We start from the raw sequence: 16859 nt of genomic DNA, 5'->3' as shown, positions 1-16859 counted from the left end.
ATGAATAACCTGCAACTTTATATTAACGATCAGTTGGCAGACCTGACAGACGACAGCCCCATTGCGCTCACCTTTCAGATCAATAACCTGGGCGAGGTAAAAAACCAGCAGGGCAACACCTCTAACCAGTTTAAGCTGCCCTTAACCCAGAATAACCGCCGGATACTGGGCTTCCCCGATTCTATCGCCTTCTGCACAAAGGCCCCCTATAGCAAATACCCCGCGCGGATTATCCAGGACGGGCTGGAAATTGTGCCCTATGGACAGGCCGAACTAAACAGCGTAGAACAGGATGTAGCCAACATTACGGTACTTTCTGGCAACGTAGATTTTTTTGACGCTATAGACGGTAAGATCTATGACCTGGGCGACAGCACCACATCCACCGGCTTGAGCAAGCCTTTTAAAAGCTATGACCATGCCTGGACATTGGATAACGTCGTGGCATCGCAACGAAAAACAGAGGGATGGATTTGGCCGGTAGTTGATTATGGTGCGGTAGAGCGCAATATAGATAAACCCATTAATGTGCGCTATTTGCGGCCAGGCTTCTTCTTGAAAACGGCCATTGATATAATGGTTAATAACGCAGGCTTTAAAGCTACCGGCTCTTTACTGAACGACCCACTGTATCAGAAGCTAATCGTGCAGTTTGCGAATGACAGCTTTCAACATGGGACCGATATCCAGAACGGGCCAAACCAATATTCAGTTTCAGCCCAAACCACTGCAGATTTACACTGCGATCCATCCGGTAACAGGGATGGCCTTATACCCTTCCAGCAGGTAAACAATGGCAGCCCATTAATATTTGACAACACCAACTACACTGCTCCGCAGGATATGGAAGTCACCGTCGATCTACTGTACGGTGTAAAAGTAAGAGGAACAAAGGGCGGGGATATTAGCGTGTATATCGGCATCCGCTATGACGGTCGCGGAGATTTAAATGTTGCCAGGCATGACGGGCACAAATCGAGTGATTACCAGTTTTACGAAAAGCAGAAAATTTCGGTAGATCTGCAGATGAAGCAAGGCGATAAATTCAGAATTTGGTACTGGCTGGAATCAAAGCAAACTGATGCCTACTTTTTAAGCGGCTCGTTACTTACCATTACCAACAAGCAAAACGATGTACTGTACAAACAAACGGTTCAATGCGAACGCATCTTCCCCGACATCAGCCAGAAAGACCTGCTGAAAGATACCCTGCAGCGTTTCGGAGTTATCTGCCAAACCAATAACACTACCCGTACCGTCAACTTTGCTTTTTTCAAAGATATTGTGGCGAATATCCCGGTGGCGAAAGACTGGAGTGATAAATGCCTGGACCAGGGTAAGTCGGTTGCTTTTCAACTGGGTGGTTATGCGCAAACGAATTACATGAAGTACAAAGCAGACGATAATGTATTACCGCCGGGCTTCGCCGATAGCCAGATCAGGGTGGATGATGCTACCCTACCCGCAACCGCTGACTTGTTCGAGAGCCAGTTTGCACCGTCGCTCGTACGCCCCTGGGGTAACAGCAACATCTCCATCATCAATAAAATAGACCAGAACGACCCGGCTAATACCGACTTTAGTGTAAGTACCGAGCCTCGCATTTTAATTAATGACACCGTTAGCGTGCAGAACGTAACCTTTACGGATGGATCCGCCACGCGCGTCCTGACAAATGACGTGGTTTCCATACCCTATTTTGATAAACCCAATGGAGAATACAGCCTTAAATTTGAGCAACTGCGGCTAAAGTATTACCCCGAGTTGGAACGCATACTAAAGTATAGTAAAAAAGTGGTGCGTTACTTCTTGCTTAGCCCCCGTGACATTTTGGAGCTTGACCTGCTGGTACCCGTTTACCTGCGGCAGGACAGCTGCTACTACTACATCAACAAAATAGACAGCTGGCGCAAAGGCCAACCTACAAAGGTGGAGTTAATAAAGCTGGGTTAAGAGAGCTTGATCTATAACAATTGACCAATGACCGCTAGCTTATAACTATTGACCAGTGACTAATGACCGCTAACTAATATCCGCTTAACTTTTGTTGATAACTCTCTTGTAAATACTATTGTGATTGAATATATTTACCAATAATATTAGCAACCATGCCTATCCCACCCAAACCGATTAGAAGAATAATTCAAGACCCTGATAAGGTCAAAAAAAAAAGTAGCAATTTTGGCAAATGGGTTTACATCGCGTTGATAGCAGTAGCGCTGGCCACTGGCTTCTTTTTATTGAACAACAAAAGTTTTTCTTTCTCTTTAGACCCTTATAAACCAGGTGATAAGCTATACCTGGTTGACTATCTGGTTAACGACACCACATTTAAACATCATTTAGAACCTTTTTATACGGGTATAACACCTTTAAAAGATGATGAAATCGACGAAATGAATATAGACCTTGCTGAAAAAGATTTAATTAAAAGAAATATCAGCTTTGGGGATAAGGCTTATGGCATTGAGAATGGATATGGAATTAGTACAGATAGTTTATGCAAGCGTAAAAATGCTTACATCGGTACATTTGTAAGATCAGTTCACTACCGGAAGAAAGTTGATGGTGCATATGAATCGATGACTTTTTACGAAATAAAGCCTGACACAACTGTTGTAGTGCTCGACGTTAATCATATTAAAGATGTACCACAAACGCATAAATACGATTATGATATGAATGGACTTTATTTTATTGAAGCCCGTGCAGTGACGGATAAAAACACCGACAAATTCAGGGAGATAAAAACCAATTATTAAAATACCGACAATCAGTTTAAATACTATCAAAGCAGTCTATCGTAATTATACAATCTCCAATTAGCAACTTAAACCATGCCACTAAAAGAAACCGCTGCTGAACCTAAAGCAAAAAAAACCAAAAAGTTATGGATTATATCAACCGTCGCCCTTATCGTAATTGTTATTGTGATATTTTTAACACAGGGACGACGGATAAAACTCTACTATGTGAATATAAAAAAGAATCCTTTCAAAAAAGGCGATAAAGTTTATTATACTAATAGGCTGATAAAAAAGGGGTACACTATAGACATATATCAAACTATCGAACCTGAAAATGGCGGATCTCAGTGTTTGGTGGAAGCCAAATGGGTGTTAAGTGCCGACAGCTTGAATAAGTACAAGACGTCTCAAATTGGCACCTATTTAGACTACAAGGTTATTAACATTTGGATGGATGATAAAACACAAATTCCGATGTTAATGTACGCTATAAAAGTTAATAAGAAAGCGTTATATAAAGATCTAAACTCTTATAGTACGCCGTCAAATATCCCAGTTGGTTACAAGGAGGTTAGCGGTCCATTCTATGTGGTAGCCGGATTTACGAGGGACAAGGAGAACAATGGGGATTAGCAAGTCAAAAGCCTGTTTAGCCAAGGCTTTTTTTAAATTTACAACAACGGCAAATGAGATAGCTTAACTTTTGTTGATAACTCTCTTGCAAATACAATAGCTATTAAATATATTTACCAATAGAATTAGCAATCACGTCGCAATTATGCTGTTAACCTAATCTATCACGTCGAATATGAAAATCGAAGAAAAAACGACTCAAGTACTTGATCCCAAAAAGCGTCGAATTAACATATTTATAATTTCTATCTTGATAGCTGCGATTGTTGGTACTATTGTGGTTAATTACGACTGGCTTAAAGCATATTATGCATATGTGTTTAAATACGAGCATTTCCATAAACAAGATAACGTATTCGTAAAACGAGTACCGGGAAATGAACATACGTTAACCGGGATATTAGTTTGTCGACTTATCAAACCTTTAAGCGAAGAGGAAATTGATACCATGACCACAAACAAGGAAGAGAAAACCAAGCTAAAACTGAACCTAAAAAAGAATTTCGTAGGAAATTATGTAATTACTACTAATGAATATATAAGTGAATTTGCCCAGTCAACTCCAGTTGGTAATTATGTTGACCATGTTATATTAAAAACCAAAGATGACCAGAATAATTGGGTATGGGAAAATTTTGCAATAGTCCAGCCTGTCAAGAAGGCTTTAGAAGACAACGACAACTATCATCCAAAGACTGTACTCCCTTCTGGTTACACTTATGCCGACAGCAAGTACTACGTATTTCCTGAAGGAATATGTAAAAAACAATAAACCCAAAGAGTAGAGTTTCCAACTCCAAAAAAATTGATTTTAAAATTTATAATAAAAAAAATGCCTCAAATTATGCCAATTTGCATATTAAAAATATAAATCATGCCCGATCAAACCATAAACATTGATATCAAATTAAATATGGATGTCAATCGACCAGATACCTAAATTAAAAACTGCTATAGATGCATTAAAACGCTTAACTTTTGTTGACAACTCTCTTGCAAATACTATTGTGATTAAATATATTTACCAATAATATTAGCAACTTAAACCATGTTAAAGAAAATCTTCATATACATTATCGGAACTACAATATTTTTTAAGCTAGTCAATCGCTATGGCTTGCTCAATGTGCTTTTTTTCGGCACCTTGATTATCTTCTCTGTCGTAGCGTGCACGCTTTGGGGGTTTGGAAAAATTATTAACAATGATTCTGAAGAAATATGGGCAAAATCAAAAATAAGAGATTCCATCTATTTAGACGATCATTACTTTCAGGATACTGCTTCTAAGGGTTTATTTGTTCGTAGGTTGATTAGGCCTGTAATGGCTGCGGATATTGATGCTATGCACATCGATCAATGGAAAAAAGATAAATTGAAGTTAAATCTGGACACTAACGCAAAACCGAAGTTAATTTATGCGAAGTTGGTTTTTTCACCTGATAGTGCACTAAAATATCGAGATGCCTTTGTTGGAACAATCGCAAAAAAAGACAGTACGCAAGATTATGATGTGGTTGTTTGGAATCGTTTTATAATAAACCCGAATTTAAAAATATGCAGGGAAATAGAGCCTGATACTATCCCTAAAGGCTACATGCTTGCCAACAATGACTACTATATCACGGCAAATTTAGTTTCTCTGTCTGAGCCTGAAACTATCACAAAGTTACGTAAGCAGAAAATAGACAGGTCTGGCTCCGACATTAACATAAGCAATAAAAAACACAAAAGAAAAAGGCACTTATAACCAGCCTTTTATTTTTAATTAAATATGCCAATTGGCATAATAAATATTTTATGAGCGACCAATTAGAAAAATATTCAGAGGACTTGAATAAGAACTCTGAAAAACTAAAGAAAAACACAGATGAGCTTTCAGCTAATTCCAAAGAGCTGAAGATAAATACAGATCTTTTACAAAAAAAAACAGAAGCTTTAAAAAAAGATAGTGAGAAGTTAGAAGACTGTGAAGATCATCTAGAAAAACACACAGAAGCTTTAAAAAAGAACGCTGAAGCCATAAAAAAGAACCTATCAGCATTTGATGACAATATTAAAAGCTCTACACAGAAAGCCCAGGCTTACAAAAAGGAATTAGAACAAACTCAAGCGGGTATTACGGAATTATCAGAAAAGTCAAAAAGTTATAGTGTTATTATAGATAGTCTCATAAGGAGACAAAGCAATTTACAAGCTTCAGGAGATATCCAATCTAAATATTATAAAACCGTAACTAATCTTTTAGATAAGTATAATTTAAAACAGCAACTTGCGACAGAAGGCCTTGAAGCTTTTGGAAAGCAAACTATATTATTGAATTCGCAACTTTCTTTTCAAAAAGGGTTAGAAGCTTTAGGAAGTTCATACGACGAGGCCGGTAATAAGGTCGAAGATTTTAATACGGCAACTGAGAAAGGAGATGAAACAATTGCAAAGAGCAGTGAAACGTTTGATTTTCATAAGAAAACAATAGAAGCTTTCGAATCCTCGTTTGACAAACTGAAGGAGAGTAATGAGGAATTTGGTCCCGCCTTAGAATCGGTTACCAAAGGCTTTAATGCAATGAAAGGTGGATTAGAGGTTGTGAAATACGGGTTTAACGGAGTGGGCGCAGCGATTAAGGCTACTGGTTTCGGGCTTTTAGTCCTAGTATTACAATCTTTAACGGAATGGCTGACTAAAAGCACAAAAGGGCAAAAGGTATTGAAGGTTGTTTTAGGCGAAGTGAGCAAAGTTGTTAAGATAGTAGAAGACGTATTCGTTAGCTTAGGTGGCACTATTGCAAAAACTATTATCCATCCAACAGATACTATTAAGATAGTCTGGAAAAATGCAATAAAAACACTTTCCGACATATTAAGTCCGTTCAAAAAAATTTTACACGGCTTATTTACGGGTCATTGGAATGAGATGAATGAGGGATTTACCGAAATAGGCCATTCGGCAAGTAAGGCATTTGACAAAGTAGTTGATGTTTATAAGAAAACAAAAAAGGAAGTTGTTGGATTTGCAAAGACAGTACAAGATGCATTCGATTCTAAGGAAAGTGATGCCAAACACAAAAAAGATAGCGTTTCAATCAGCCACAAGCGCAATCTAACATCTGCAACACGCAGTAATTTGTTACCAGAGGCAAAAAGTCTCGGTTATCAATCTCAAGAAGTTAAATTAACCGACAAATTACCTGCTCAAAGAAAAGGATTATCTGAGGAAGAATTTGCAAAACAAAAAGATGCTATAGAAGGAGACATTGTTCAAGATCAATTTGACAAAAAGTGGAAAAAAGAATTTACAGATAAACAAAGACTCTTAGATCTCGAATTTAAGCAGGCTATAGATGCACAAAATCTGAAAGATGGCGCACGTTTAAAGATAGAGAAGGATTATAAAGACAAGTCTGCACAATTAGACAAAGACCGTCTTGCTGTAGAGGCTGCCAACCAAAAGAAATACCTTGACGGCGTTACAAATATTTCTTCTAAATTGATGGGAATATTTGGTAAAAACACAGTGGCGGCAAAAGCAGCTTTCAAAGCGCATCAAGCTGCTGCGGCTGCGCAGGTGATTATTGACACCAAATCTGCCATTATGGGTATTTGGAAAGCAAACGCAGGTTTTCCATTAATCGGCACTGCAAAAGCGATAGCAGAGACGGCTATCGTCGCCGCAACCGGTGCTTCAAATTTGGCATCCATCCTAAAACAAAAACCCGGTTTTGCACAAGGTGGCCAGTATGTATCTGATGGTCGCGGGGCTTTATTGGCAGGTTATAGCCGTACTGATAATACCAACGCTTATTTGCGTTCGGGCGAAGCCATTGTGGTTTCCGAAGCCATGCGTAACCCCTGGGCACGTAACCTGGTTAGCGCCGTTAACGTTGCTTTCGGCGGCCGCGACTTCTCTATGCCTAATCCTGGCAGAGGTTACGCTATCGGCGGTATATTTACAGATGGTGGCAATGCCAACCGGTACTACAGTCAGCCGGCAAATGATGTAAAAGACCTGGCCAATACCCTCGCCTACCAGATGATCAATAACTTCCCTCCTATCTACGTCGACGTAAAAGACGTTAACAACCAGCAAAACATCCTGGCGCAAACCGTCAACCGGGTGAATCTGTAATTTTTTAGAAGCAAGAGCTATACCCGAGAAGCAAGAATCAAGAGCCAAGAATCAAGACCTGGAATTTCTTGAATCAATTCATCTCACGGACTAACGGACTCCCCGGACTCCCCGCACTTCCCAACTTACCGACTAAAAATTAACAACAATGGATATCAACTTAGCAAACGCCCTGTTTGACGATGGCGTATTCTCTGAACTTTACAAAGCCGGTTTCATCACCGAAAAAGTATTCACCTACCGCGAGATCTACCTTTGGGTACATGCCCAGATGCAAACCCGCGGGTTAACCAAAAACAAAGCCGTTCTGGAAGCAGAAGTAAAATTCAACAAAGACGAACGCACCATCTGGCGCGCCCTCAACTGCTTCAAAGAAGTAGAAGAAGACCTGCTCCCAACTACAGATGAAGAAGATGATTTCGAGGAAAATTATGCCAATGAGCATTTTTAACATAAACATAGGTTAAGCGGTGAGAGGGAAGCGGAGAGCGAGGAATCCAAAAGCGTTCCCATCAGTGCAATCAAACAAAATCGGTGCAATCTATCTCCCGACAATCCACCGCCACCAAAAATCCCAAAACCTCTACCGATCTTTGTATTGTTCAACAAGCGGTAAGCGGATAGCGAAAATTTCAAAAGTCCTCCCTTCCGGGGAGGATTAGGTGGGGCCTTCCTCTCCCTGGAGAGGGTTAGGGAGAGGTCTCTCCTACCGGGGAGGATTTAGGTGGGGCGTCCCTGACAAACCTCCGCCACCAATAATTCCGAAGCCGCTACCGATCTTTGTATTGTTCGGTAAGCGACAAGCGAATAGCGAAATAAACCTTTAAATTCCCTCTCCCTGGAGAGGGTTAGGGAGAGGTCTCTCCTACCGGGGAGGATTTAGGTGGGGCTTCCTCTCCTCCAACCGGTGTGTTCACACCACAATCAGTGTAATCAAAAAACAATGAATCAACCTTTTAAAATCTATCTATACGATACCGAAACAGATGGTATCGGGAGCGGCAGCCTGTCGTCTGCGAGTATCCAGGCGCAACTGGAGCAGGCGGCAGGCAGGGATGTCGAGGTCCATATCAGCTCGGCCGGGGGCAGCGCTTTTGATGCCATCGCCATTTATGATCTGCTTAAAAAATATCCCGGCAAAGTCACCACTTGTATAGATGCGCTGGCAGCGTCGGCAGCATCGGTGGTAGCCATGGCTGGTCAGGAGATCATCATGAGCAAATACGCGTTGCTGATGATCCACAAACCGATGGTAGGCTCGGGCGGCAACGCAGACGAACTGCTGAAAGACGTGCAAATGCTGAATGTAGTACAGTCCCGCCTGGCAGAAATCTACACTACTAAAACCGGTCTTGACGAGGTAACGATTAACAGCCTGATCAATGCCGTCACCTGGATGACCGCCGACCAGGCACTGGATCTGGGCTTTATCGACCGGATTGAGGAATACACTCCCGCGGTAACCAATAGTGCTATCATTAGCCAGCTTACTAATACCGCACCAGCAGTTTACCAACGTTGCATTAATAAAATCTTAACAAAAAAACAGAACCCAAACATGAACATTCAAAACAAAGACCTGATCGACAAAACCGCTACGGTTTTAGACAAGCTGATGAATTTCTTTAAAAAAGTGGTGAACAAAGCCACCATTACCGATAAAGGTGTTTTACACCATAGCGGCGAACTGGACGAGGATACCGAAGTTTACCAGGACGAGGACATGACCACCCCTGCCGTTGACGATAGCTACACCACTTCAGACGGTAAACAGTTGGTGGTTTCAGGCGGAAAAGTTCAAAAAATAGCGCCATGTGAAGTTGACGATGATGACGATGACGTACCTACAGATCGCATGAAAGGCCTGTCGTCAAAAGAGATAAAAAACAAAGTGAGCGAGATCCGTGCGAAGCTTCATGCACAAAACAGCCTGCTTTTAGAAGCACGTGCTGCCTTAGAAACCGCCAATGCCCGTTTAAAACAAACCCGCGAAGAGGTGAAGAACGAAATTAAATCCACCTATACGCCCGAAGGCTCACGCCGTAGCAACAAAGCCCAGGGTGAGCATACCCCTTTCTTTGCTCCACAAACCAGCCTTGCACAAAACGCGGTAAAACAAGCCGTGCGGGAGGCGAAATAAGTTGCGGGTTACCAGTTGTCGGTTCCGGGTAGCCCTAATCTTTCGCACAAAAAGCAAAACCCGCTCCTCGCAACTCCGCCACTCGCTCCTCTCTTATAAAATCAATAACAAAAACTAATGCCTCAATTTACTTTTACCAATAACACCTATGCCGGCGAAGCGCTGGCAGGATTCATGGCCAGCACCCTGCTCGAAGCAGATTCTGTTAAGCGTGGCCTTTTAACTGTAATTAATGATGTAAAATCTCGCAAGGTGATCCTTGATGTCGATGATGATGTGAAACTGCAGGACCCATCCGGCATGTTTACCGATCAGGGTACTACCGCCCAACAGGTAGAAAGTTACCTGGACCCTGTTGTGTACGAGTTTATGAAACAAGAACAATGGGATAAGCTGGTACAATCATGGGAAGCACAAAGCCTTGCTCCGGGCGCGTTCTCAGACTACGAAGGCGTGGTAGACCTGTCAGACTTTATGGTTCAGCGTTACCTAACCAAAATCCAAATCGCTAATGAACGCTTGTACTGGCTAGGTAAATCAGCCACTAAAGAAGCCGCTTTCACTGCGGGTTTTACCGGTCTGCTACCTTCCATCAGCGCTGCAAGCGGCGTATATAAAGTGGGCTTAAGCAAGCCAGCCACTTCAATGGCTGCCACCGCGATCAGCAATGTAGGTGTAGTAACCGTGTCGGATACGTCAAACCTTACCGATGGCGACGTAGTAACCCTTACCAATATTACCGGCACCTTTAAAGATACCACTAACGGCGCTCCGGGTATTGATGTTGGCGGCCAATCTTACTTCATCCAGGTGCTAAGCGCTACTACCTTTAAGCTGGTTCGTAATTTTAACGAGATCAACACCCGTAAAGCTGCTTCATTCACAGGCACCTCGACTGCTGCTACCGTAAGCTATATCAATGCCAGCAACGTACTGGGGGTATTAAGCAGTGTTTATTCACAATTAGATCCGGCAGATCGCGTTCAGGACGATTTTAACCTGCAAATCCCGCTGCACGTCGGCTACGCTTATGCACAAGCACAGGCAAATAAAGCAACCAACGTGCTGAATGCCTTCGCTGATAAAAAGAAAATGGATTACCTGGGTATTCCACTGCAATTAATGAACCACTGGCAGGCAAATACCATCCTGGGTGCAAGAAGCTCTAATCTGTTCTTAGGCGTGGATCTTTTGGGCGATGCTTCAGAATTATCTACCGTTTACATGAAGCCTTACACTAACGATAATGTGGTGCGTATGAAAGCACGCATGAAGGCGGCCGTAAACTTCAAGTTTGCCAACGAGCTGTTCTACCTGTCAGCGTAAAGTTATTCAGTTACTGATTATTAAGTTATTACTTTTTTCAGTACAGCAACATACAATAACCTATTAACCAAATAACCATTAACCAACTATATGTCTATATACAATAAAATAAGCGCTGGCTTTGCTATTGGTTCGCATGAGCCTGTTACTTCTGGTATCGAAGATGTCATCTATATTTTCAACCAGGACGATGTTACGCTCACCTTCGATCCAACCAATCCACTGATCGTAACGGGATTAACTGCCGTTAGCAATGCAAAAGTTTACAAGTTCGAGGGTACAAACAACAGCTTCAATACTGTTTCTAAACTGGTAAAAACACAGGTGGGCCCCCGTTATACCGAAGAAATCGATTTTAATATCGCCGGACTGTCGGTTGATGTAAAATCACAATTACATGCCATGGGCTATGGCCGGGTGTGCGCAGTGGTCATTAACAACTACAAGTCAAGCGATTCTGCTATTGAGCTATTCGGTGCAGTAAACGGTTTAATTCTTACGGATGCCGAACGTAACGCAGCGGACGAAACCATTGAAGGCGGCTACAAATTAAAATTAACAAATCCGGATAAAACCCGCGAACCTTATCCTCCGCGTGCAGTATCTATTGGCGCTCAATCCGGTACACCAACTTACGCCAGCACACTTGCAGCACTGGAAGCACTAACAACTGTTTAACATGAGAGCGAAAAGACAGTACCTGCTTAAACCAGGTAAACATCAATTCGTTCCCCGATCACCCGCCATTCACCATAACGGCAACTTAACAGACGAAGCAGCAGCGTGGTATCTGCAAAGATTCCCCCATATCAAGGCACTCTTCAAAAGGCTTCCTAAACAATAACACTTTCAGCGCTATGGTCGTTCGTCAAAACGGGCGAACGACCTTCTAAAACTTTAACAAGACTTCATGAAAACCTATCTGCCTCAGATTGAACGAAGAATAACAATACGTCCGAACCAGACTTATGGCATCCTGAACTATGATCAGGACAATGCTTACCCCCAACGCATGCTGGAGTTAATTGCAGCTTCGCCTACCGCAAAAGACTGCTGGAATAAACGCGCCAGATTCATCGCAGGCCGGGGCTTTGAAGCGCCGGGCCTTGGAAAAAAAACAATAAGTGACCAGGGCCTTACCCTTCATAAACTATTAAAAGCAGTTGCTACAGATAAAGCACTATTTACCGGCTTTGGTATTCATGTGAATTACAATGCAAACTTCAAGATCAGTGCATTAAGTTATGTGAAATTCGAAGACATCAGGATGGGTGATACCGACTGCGCGGATACGGCGGGTAAATACGCCGTCTATAATGATTGGGGACGAAAAACCTGGAAGAATATTATGCGATCTAAGATCACATTCTTGGATCACTACAATCCGGATCCCGAAGTTATTATTGAACAGGTAGTTGCAGCAGGCGGCTGGGATAAATATAAAGGGCAGTTATTGTACTTCAACCCGCAGGTAGATGATTATCCTTTGATTGAAGCAGATAGCGTCTGGGAGGATTTCGAAACCGAGGCCGGTATTAAAACTTTTAATAACCGCGAGGTTACTACCGGGTTTCTACCCTCTACCATGTTATTTATGCCATCCCGAAGGGAGGAGGCGGATAATACCGATGCGGTTACAGGCGGGCAATATCCGGCCGTCAATGTCCCTTCGCAACTGGAACGTGATCTTGGCGTTTTTCAAGGGGCTAAAAGTGCGCAGAAGATAATTGTGATCGAATATGATGAGGAGCAATCTAAACCCGAATTTCAGCCATACTCTATTCAGAATAACGATAAACTCTTTGAAAGCACGGAAAAGTCCGTAGAGGCAAGGATTATCAAAGGCTTTTCTATCCCCAGGGAACTGGTTAATTCAGAAAAAGCATCGGGCCTGAGTAATGGCGGAGAAAAAAAGCAAGCCATTAAAGAATTCAATGATCAAACCTTTCCCGACAGGATGGAGATTAGTGAGGTTTTCGCCGAACTGATGGAAAACTTCTACCTAGAAATCAATCCTGAAAGGAATTGGAACATCGCAGAAATACCTGCGGAAGTGGCTGATAACAATATCGGCATGAATGCCGGTGGAAATATCAACCAGCTATTACTTTCAACGCTTACACCAGAAAATAAAGTAGCCGTATTGATTCACGCTTATGGGTTTAAAGCTGCGGAAGCGAGGGCGATGGTTCTTGGAAGCTAATCTTTTAACACTATAATCTTTCTTAATGACTCAAGTATATCTTATCAACCAGGAAACCATACGGAGATTCGAAGACATTTCGCCCAACATTAAACCCGAACGTCTTCTAAGTCACATTAAAAAGGCACAGGATCTCGATTTTAAAATGCTTTTAGGGCGACCTTTCTTTAACAGTTTTATTTCACAATTTAATCCGGACGGCACTATTAAAGATAACGCACCGGAGGGGTATCGTAACCTGCTCAATGGGAATGAGTACCTTGATTTAAACGGCAATATTGTTCTTTATGAAGGTATCGCTCCGGCATTGGTTTATTTTACACTTGCCAGAATAATCGAAACAGATGCTGTCCGTTTCAGCTCTACGGGCCTGGTCTCCAAGACGCATGATACTTCAGTAAGTCTTTCTTCAACTGATATATCAAAACTCACTGGCAGATACCGCAGCATTGCAAATGCCTATGCAAACGAAATAGAAAAATTTCTGAACGATCATCGCGACGACTTTCAATTGTGGCAATACGATTTAAAAAACAAAAATGCCCGGCAACCAGCAGCACGGATTCGGGGAATTGACCGTACCTCGTTTAATTTATCGACAGACTTGACAGATCCTTTAATTATCAATCCACTATGGCAATAGACAAAAAACTAACAGAATTGCCTGTAGCTTCTGCAATAGATGGCAGCGACGTCAGCATAATTGCACGTAACGGCGCGGATTATCAGTTTAACTTATCGAGCCTTCTTCCATATCTTCAAGGCAATATACAAGCAGGGGCACAGGTTCTATTTGGAACCGTTCTGCCACAAGACGCTGCCGGTAGAAATGGCGACATCTTTATCAACACAGTTGCAAATAACATTTTACAAAAAGTTAATGGCACCTGGATTTCTAAGTACCAATTGACTCAAGGGAATGGTAGCCAGATATACTTTGACCTTGGTAACCCGTCTCCAGGCTTTGGAAATGATGGTGACATTTACATCAACACTGGTGCGGGTGTTTTCTACAAGAAAAACAACAATAACTGGATCCAGGCATTTTCAATGCTGTCAGGCCCTGCCGGGCCGAGAGGCCCCAAAGGTGATGATGGACTACCGGGTGCAGATGGTAAAAGTATTTTAAGCGGTCCGCTTGACCCCTCTAATTTATCTACCGGCACCAACGGCGACTTTTATCTGAACACAACCAGTACGACGTTATTTGGCCCTAAAACAAATGAAGATTGGGGACAAGGTGTATCTCTTTCAGGTATCACAGCAGACGATATTGGCCAAGGGTTTCTAATTGATAGCAGCGAGAAACTTATTCCCGATTACAATTATATAGCGAAGCAAGCAGATTTAGCTAAACTCACTAACGCCCTGGTACCACACCCAACCTATACCGCACCAACTGCTAGCATATCTTCAAGCCAAGCCGGCAACTATGAGATCGGTCAATCGGTGGCAATAACCATCAACTTGCTATTTACGCAAAACGATGGCGGCGCAGCGCAAACCTACAGCATCAGGAAGAACGGCACAGAGATATCCACAGGCACAACCTTAACAGATCCGATTACGATCACCGCAACTTCACCTAGCTATCAAGGATTCGTATCCTATGCACAAGGCCCGGTTAAGCAAAACATCATTCAAATAGATGATCCCATAGGTCGAATTAATGCCGGAACGGCTACATCCGGCATATTAAGTAATTTTAAAGGTTACTACAAAATATTTTATGGTCCCGTAGCCACGGCACCTGCTAATAGTGGGGCAGTTCGTACATTGACTGGAACACTTACCAGTACAGGTAACACTTACACGCTGAACACCGGCACCGATCAGAAAACATTTGCCTTTTGGATACCGACAGGTAAAACATTAGTGAGCGTAATCGATCAGGATGCCCTTGGCGCTAACATCACCAGTTCGTATATCGCATCTGCTCTCCAGGTAACTGACGCTTCTTTAACAACGTTGGTTAATGGTACGCTCTACGTCGTGAGCATTGCAACAGCCTATTCATCCAATCACAGACATTTAATCACCATCAGCTAATGGCCGCACAAGGACTATCATTACCATTTGGAATCAGCCCGGTTAACCCGGTCGCAATAGATGAGCGTTCGCTCAAAAAAACAACCACATCAGGAACAGATACCAGCGTACCTTATGCCAGTGCTGCCGAGGCCTGCTCGCTGATCCCGACTGCCCTACGCTACCAAGGTCTGCTTGTCGTAGCCTATTTATCTGAAGTAGCCACCATGTACTGGTGGCGAGATGGTATTACAGATAACCAATTGGTTGTTTTTAATGAAATAGCAGACCAGGCAACTATCCAAAATGAAATTACGACCAACGATAACGCTATTGTAACGCCTAAAAAATTTTGGCTAGGAATAGCCCGTTTCTTGGGTATTGATCGAATAGTTTCCGGTAACTGGACATTTACAGGTTCAACAACGCTAAACGGTTTCACAAATACCGGGGCTAATCCAACATTACTTAGAAAAACCGCCGGTGCCGGGGCAAGCTCGGGTTTATTGGTAGATACTTATGCAGCCCCTAATGCCGCCGCATATATTTTAGATTTAAGGGCAACCAATTCAAGCGATCCCTCTGCGTATAACCAGTACACTTTTGTCGGAGCTACTAACCCCACAGGTGGTGGAAATAACATATTTACAAAAATCTTACAAGGCAAAAACGGAACGATTGCCGAGCTAAGTGATATCACCGAAGAAACAGCAACCACCATTATCAACAAGATCGGCGACGGTAACGGAAAGATTGCGGCTACTTACCTGCCATCCTACGTAGATGACGTTTTAGAATATGCCAACCTTGCGGCGTTCCCGGCAACAGGTGAAACAGGCAAGATCTACACTGCGATCAATACAAACAAGATTTATAGGTGGAGCGGAAGCGTCTATGTAGAAATATCCGCCAGCCCAGGCAGTACAGATTCGGTAACTGAAGGTGCCACAAATCTATATTTCACCTCTGCGCGTGTACTTGCTGTCGTGCTTACTGGCCTTGCAGCGGTAACCGGCAATATTACCCCAACTGATAGTATTTTGGCCGCTTTCGGTAAGGTTCAGAACCTCATCACGAATATTGCAGCAACAATTCGCGGAACGGCTTTAACAGGTTTAGACTTGTCGTCAGCGACTCCGATCACGGCATTAGACACGGTTCTTACTGCGCCAGGCAAGTTGCAGGCGCAGATCACCGCCAACGGAACGACAATCGGCACTAAGCTAACAGGTACGGCAGCAACGGATGCAGAAACGCAGATCAGCGCGGTAGTTACCGAGGATTATAAATTTGTAAGCCGCCTAAAATTATTCAATTGGCTGGCCTGGCGCTTGCAGCAGGCGTGGACGTTTATCGGTAACGTTACTTTTAGCGGGGCGGTCAAGATTAACTATTTTACCGGCGCGACAGAGCGTGTAGTTACCGCAGATGCTGCAAACCAGTTACAGGCGAATTACACCATCGTTAGCCCCTACGTAACCGATACGGACATAGTGGCCGCAATTTCGGCAGCTACTTTTAACAGCACTAATAAATACACAGCATCTATCACACCAGCTAATAGCAAGGTGATGCCACGCGGTTATATCTACTACATCCCTGGAACGAAGTATGAGGCAATTGATGATAATGTTGTTGTACGTATAAACTTTTCATAGAT

At 42.8% G+C, this 16859-nt stretch carries 15 protein-coding genes; all 15 read left to right on the top strand.

The features are described from left to right. The 15 genes from MUY27_RS03050 to MUY27_RS02980 all read left to right on the top strand — a co-directional run bounded on the left by MUY27_RS03050 (position 1) and on the right by MUY27_RS02980 (position 16857). On the top strand, positions 1-1953 hold the full coding sequence (locus MUY27_RS03050) for a hypothetical protein (protein WP_245128498.1): 1953 nt from the start codon (positions 1-3) through the stop codon (positions 1951-1953). Between the two features lie 155 nt (positions 1954-2108). Then, a complete protein-coding gene (locus MUY27_RS03045; RefSeq protein ID WP_245128497.1) occupies positions 2109-2762 on the top strand; it encodes a hypothetical protein in 654 nt (217 codons plus the stop codon). A 75-nt stretch (positions 2763-2837) separates the two neighbouring features. Next, complete coding sequence (locus MUY27_RS03040; protein WP_245128496.1) at positions 2838-3380, top strand: hypothetical protein; 543 nt, start codon at positions 2838-2840, stop codon at positions 3378-3380. A gap of 175 nt (positions 3381-3555) precedes the next feature. Continuing rightward, the gene (locus MUY27_RS03035) at positions 3556-4152 is read left to right on the top strand and encodes a hypothetical protein (RefSeq protein ID WP_245128495.1); all 597 of its coding nucleotides are present in this window, start codon (positions 3556-3558) and stop codon (positions 4150-4152) included. A 276-nt stretch (positions 4153-4428) separates the two neighbouring features. After that, positions 4429-5127: a hypothetical protein gene (locus tag MUY27_RS03030; RefSeq protein ID WP_245128494.1), complete on the top strand. Its 699-nt coding sequence runs from the start codon at positions 4429-4431 to the stop codon at positions 5125-5127. 50 nt (positions 5128-5177) lie between these two features. After that, the gene (locus tag MUY27_RS03025; protein ID WP_245128493.1) at positions 5178-7502 is read left to right on the top strand and encodes a coiled-coil domain-containing protein; all 2325 of its coding nucleotides are present in this window, start codon (positions 5178-5180) and stop codon (positions 7500-7502) included. Between the two features lie 148 nt (positions 7503-7650). Then, positions 7651-7953, top strand: a complete 303-nt coding sequence (locus MUY27_RS03020) for a hypothetical protein (RefSeq protein WP_245128492.1) — start codon at positions 7651-7653, stop codon at positions 7951-7953. 492 nt (positions 7954-8445) lie between these two features. Continuing rightward, positions 8446-9642 (top strand): head maturation protease, ClpP-related, encoded by a 1197-nt coding sequence (locus MUY27_RS03015; RefSeq protein ID WP_245128491.1) that lies wholly within the window; start codon positions 8446-8448, stop codon positions 9640-9642. A 117-nt stretch (positions 9643-9759) separates the two neighbouring features. Continuing rightward, entirely contained in the window at positions 9760-10968 is a 1209-nt protein-coding gene (locus tag MUY27_RS03010; RefSeq protein ID WP_245128490.1) for a hypothetical protein, read from the top strand. 90 nt (positions 10969-11058) lie between these two features. Further along, complete coding sequence (locus MUY27_RS03005; protein ID WP_245128489.1) at positions 11059-11646, top strand: hypothetical protein; 588 nt, start codon at positions 11059-11061, stop codon at positions 11644-11646. Position 11647: 1 nt separating this feature from the next. Continuing rightward, entirely contained in the window at positions 11648-11812 is a 165-nt protein-coding gene (locus tag MUY27_RS03000) for a hypothetical protein (RefSeq protein ID WP_245128488.1), read from the top strand. A 66-nt stretch (positions 11813-11878) separates the two neighbouring features. Next, entirely contained in the window at positions 11879-13171 is a 1293-nt protein-coding gene (locus MUY27_RS02995) for a hypothetical protein (RefSeq protein WP_245128487.1), read from the top strand. Between the two features lie 25 nt (positions 13172-13196). Further along, positions 13197-13814: a DUF6712 family protein gene (locus MUY27_RS02990; RefSeq protein WP_245128486.1), complete on the top strand. Its 618-nt coding sequence runs from the start codon at positions 13197-13199 to the stop codon at positions 13812-13814. After that, positions 13805-15220 (top strand): collagen-like triple helix repeat-containing protein, encoded by a 1416-nt coding sequence (locus MUY27_RS02985; RefSeq protein WP_245128485.1) that lies wholly within the window; start codon positions 13805-13807, stop codon positions 15218-15220. The genes MUY27_RS02990 and MUY27_RS02985 overlap by 10 nt, the downstream gene beginning before the upstream one ends. Next, a complete protein-coding gene (locus MUY27_RS02980; protein ID WP_245128484.1) occupies positions 15220-16857 on the top strand; it encodes a hypothetical protein in 1638 nt (545 codons plus the stop codon). The genes MUY27_RS02985 and MUY27_RS02980 overlap by 1 nt, the downstream gene beginning before the upstream one ends. The last annotated feature ends 2 nt before the right edge of the window (positions 16858-16859 follow it).

Source organism: Mucilaginibacter straminoryzae, from assembly GCF_022953055.1.
Classification (GTDB): domain Bacteria; phylum Bacteroidota; class Bacteroidia; order Sphingobacteriales; family Sphingobacteriaceae; genus Mucilaginibacter; species Mucilaginibacter straminoryzae.
The sequence above is the reverse complement of the archived record's forward strand: the minus strand, read 5'-3'. Positions and strand labels throughout refer to the sequence as shown.

Bases quoted from the DNA above. Each gene is read 5' to 3' on its own strand.
- MUY27_RS03050 (WP_245128498.1), top strand. From the start codon at position 1: ATGAATAACCTGCAACTTTATATTAACGATCAGTTGGCAGACCTGACA.
- MUY27_RS03045 (WP_245128497.1), top strand. From the start codon at position 2,109: ATGCCTATCCCACCCAAACCGATTAGAAGAATAATTCAAGACCCTGAT.
- MUY27_RS03040 (WP_245128496.1), top strand. From the start codon at position 2,838: ATGCCACTAAAAGAAACCGCTGCTGAACCTAAAGCAAAAAAAACCAAA.
- MUY27_RS03035 (WP_245128495.1), top strand. From the start codon at position 3,556: ATGAAAATCGAAGAAAAAACGACTCAAGTACTTGATCCCAAAAAGCGT.
- MUY27_RS03030 (WP_245128494.1), top strand. From the start codon at position 4,429: ATGTTAAAGAAAATCTTCATATACATTATCGGAACTACAATATTTTTT.
- MUY27_RS03025 (WP_245128493.1), top strand. From the start codon at position 5,178: ATGAGCGACCAATTAGAAAAATATTCAGAGGACTTGAATAAGAACTCT.
- MUY27_RS03020 (WP_245128492.1), top strand. From the start codon at position 7,651: ATGGATATCAACTTAGCAAACGCCCTGTTTGACGATGGCGTATTCTCT.
- MUY27_RS03015 (WP_245128491.1), top strand. From the start codon at position 8,446: ATGAATCAACCTTTTAAAATCTATCTATACGATACCGAAACAGATGGT.
- MUY27_RS03010 (WP_245128490.1), top strand. From the start codon at position 9,760: ATGCCTCAATTTACTTTTACCAATAACACCTATGCCGGCGAAGCGCTG.
- MUY27_RS03005 (WP_245128489.1), top strand. From the start codon at position 11,059: ATGTCTATATACAATAAAATAAGCGCTGGCTTTGCTATTGGTTCGCAT.
- MUY27_RS03000 (WP_245128488.1), top strand. From the start codon at position 11,648: ATGAGAGCGAAAAGACAGTACCTGCTTAAACCAGGTAAACATCAATTC.
- MUY27_RS02995 (WP_245128487.1), top strand. From the start codon at position 11,879: ATGAAAACCTATCTGCCTCAGATTGAACGAAGAATAACAATACGTCCG.
- MUY27_RS02990 (WP_245128486.1), top strand. From the start codon at position 13,197: ATGACTCAAGTATATCTTATCAACCAGGAAACCATACGGAGATTCGAA.
- MUY27_RS02985 (WP_245128485.1), top strand. From the start codon at position 13,805: ATGGCAATAGACAAAAAACTAACAGAATTGCCTGTAGCTTCTGCAATA.
- MUY27_RS02980 (WP_245128484.1), top strand. From the start codon at position 15,220: ATGGCCGCACAAGGACTATCATTACCATTTGGAATCAGCCCGGTTAAC.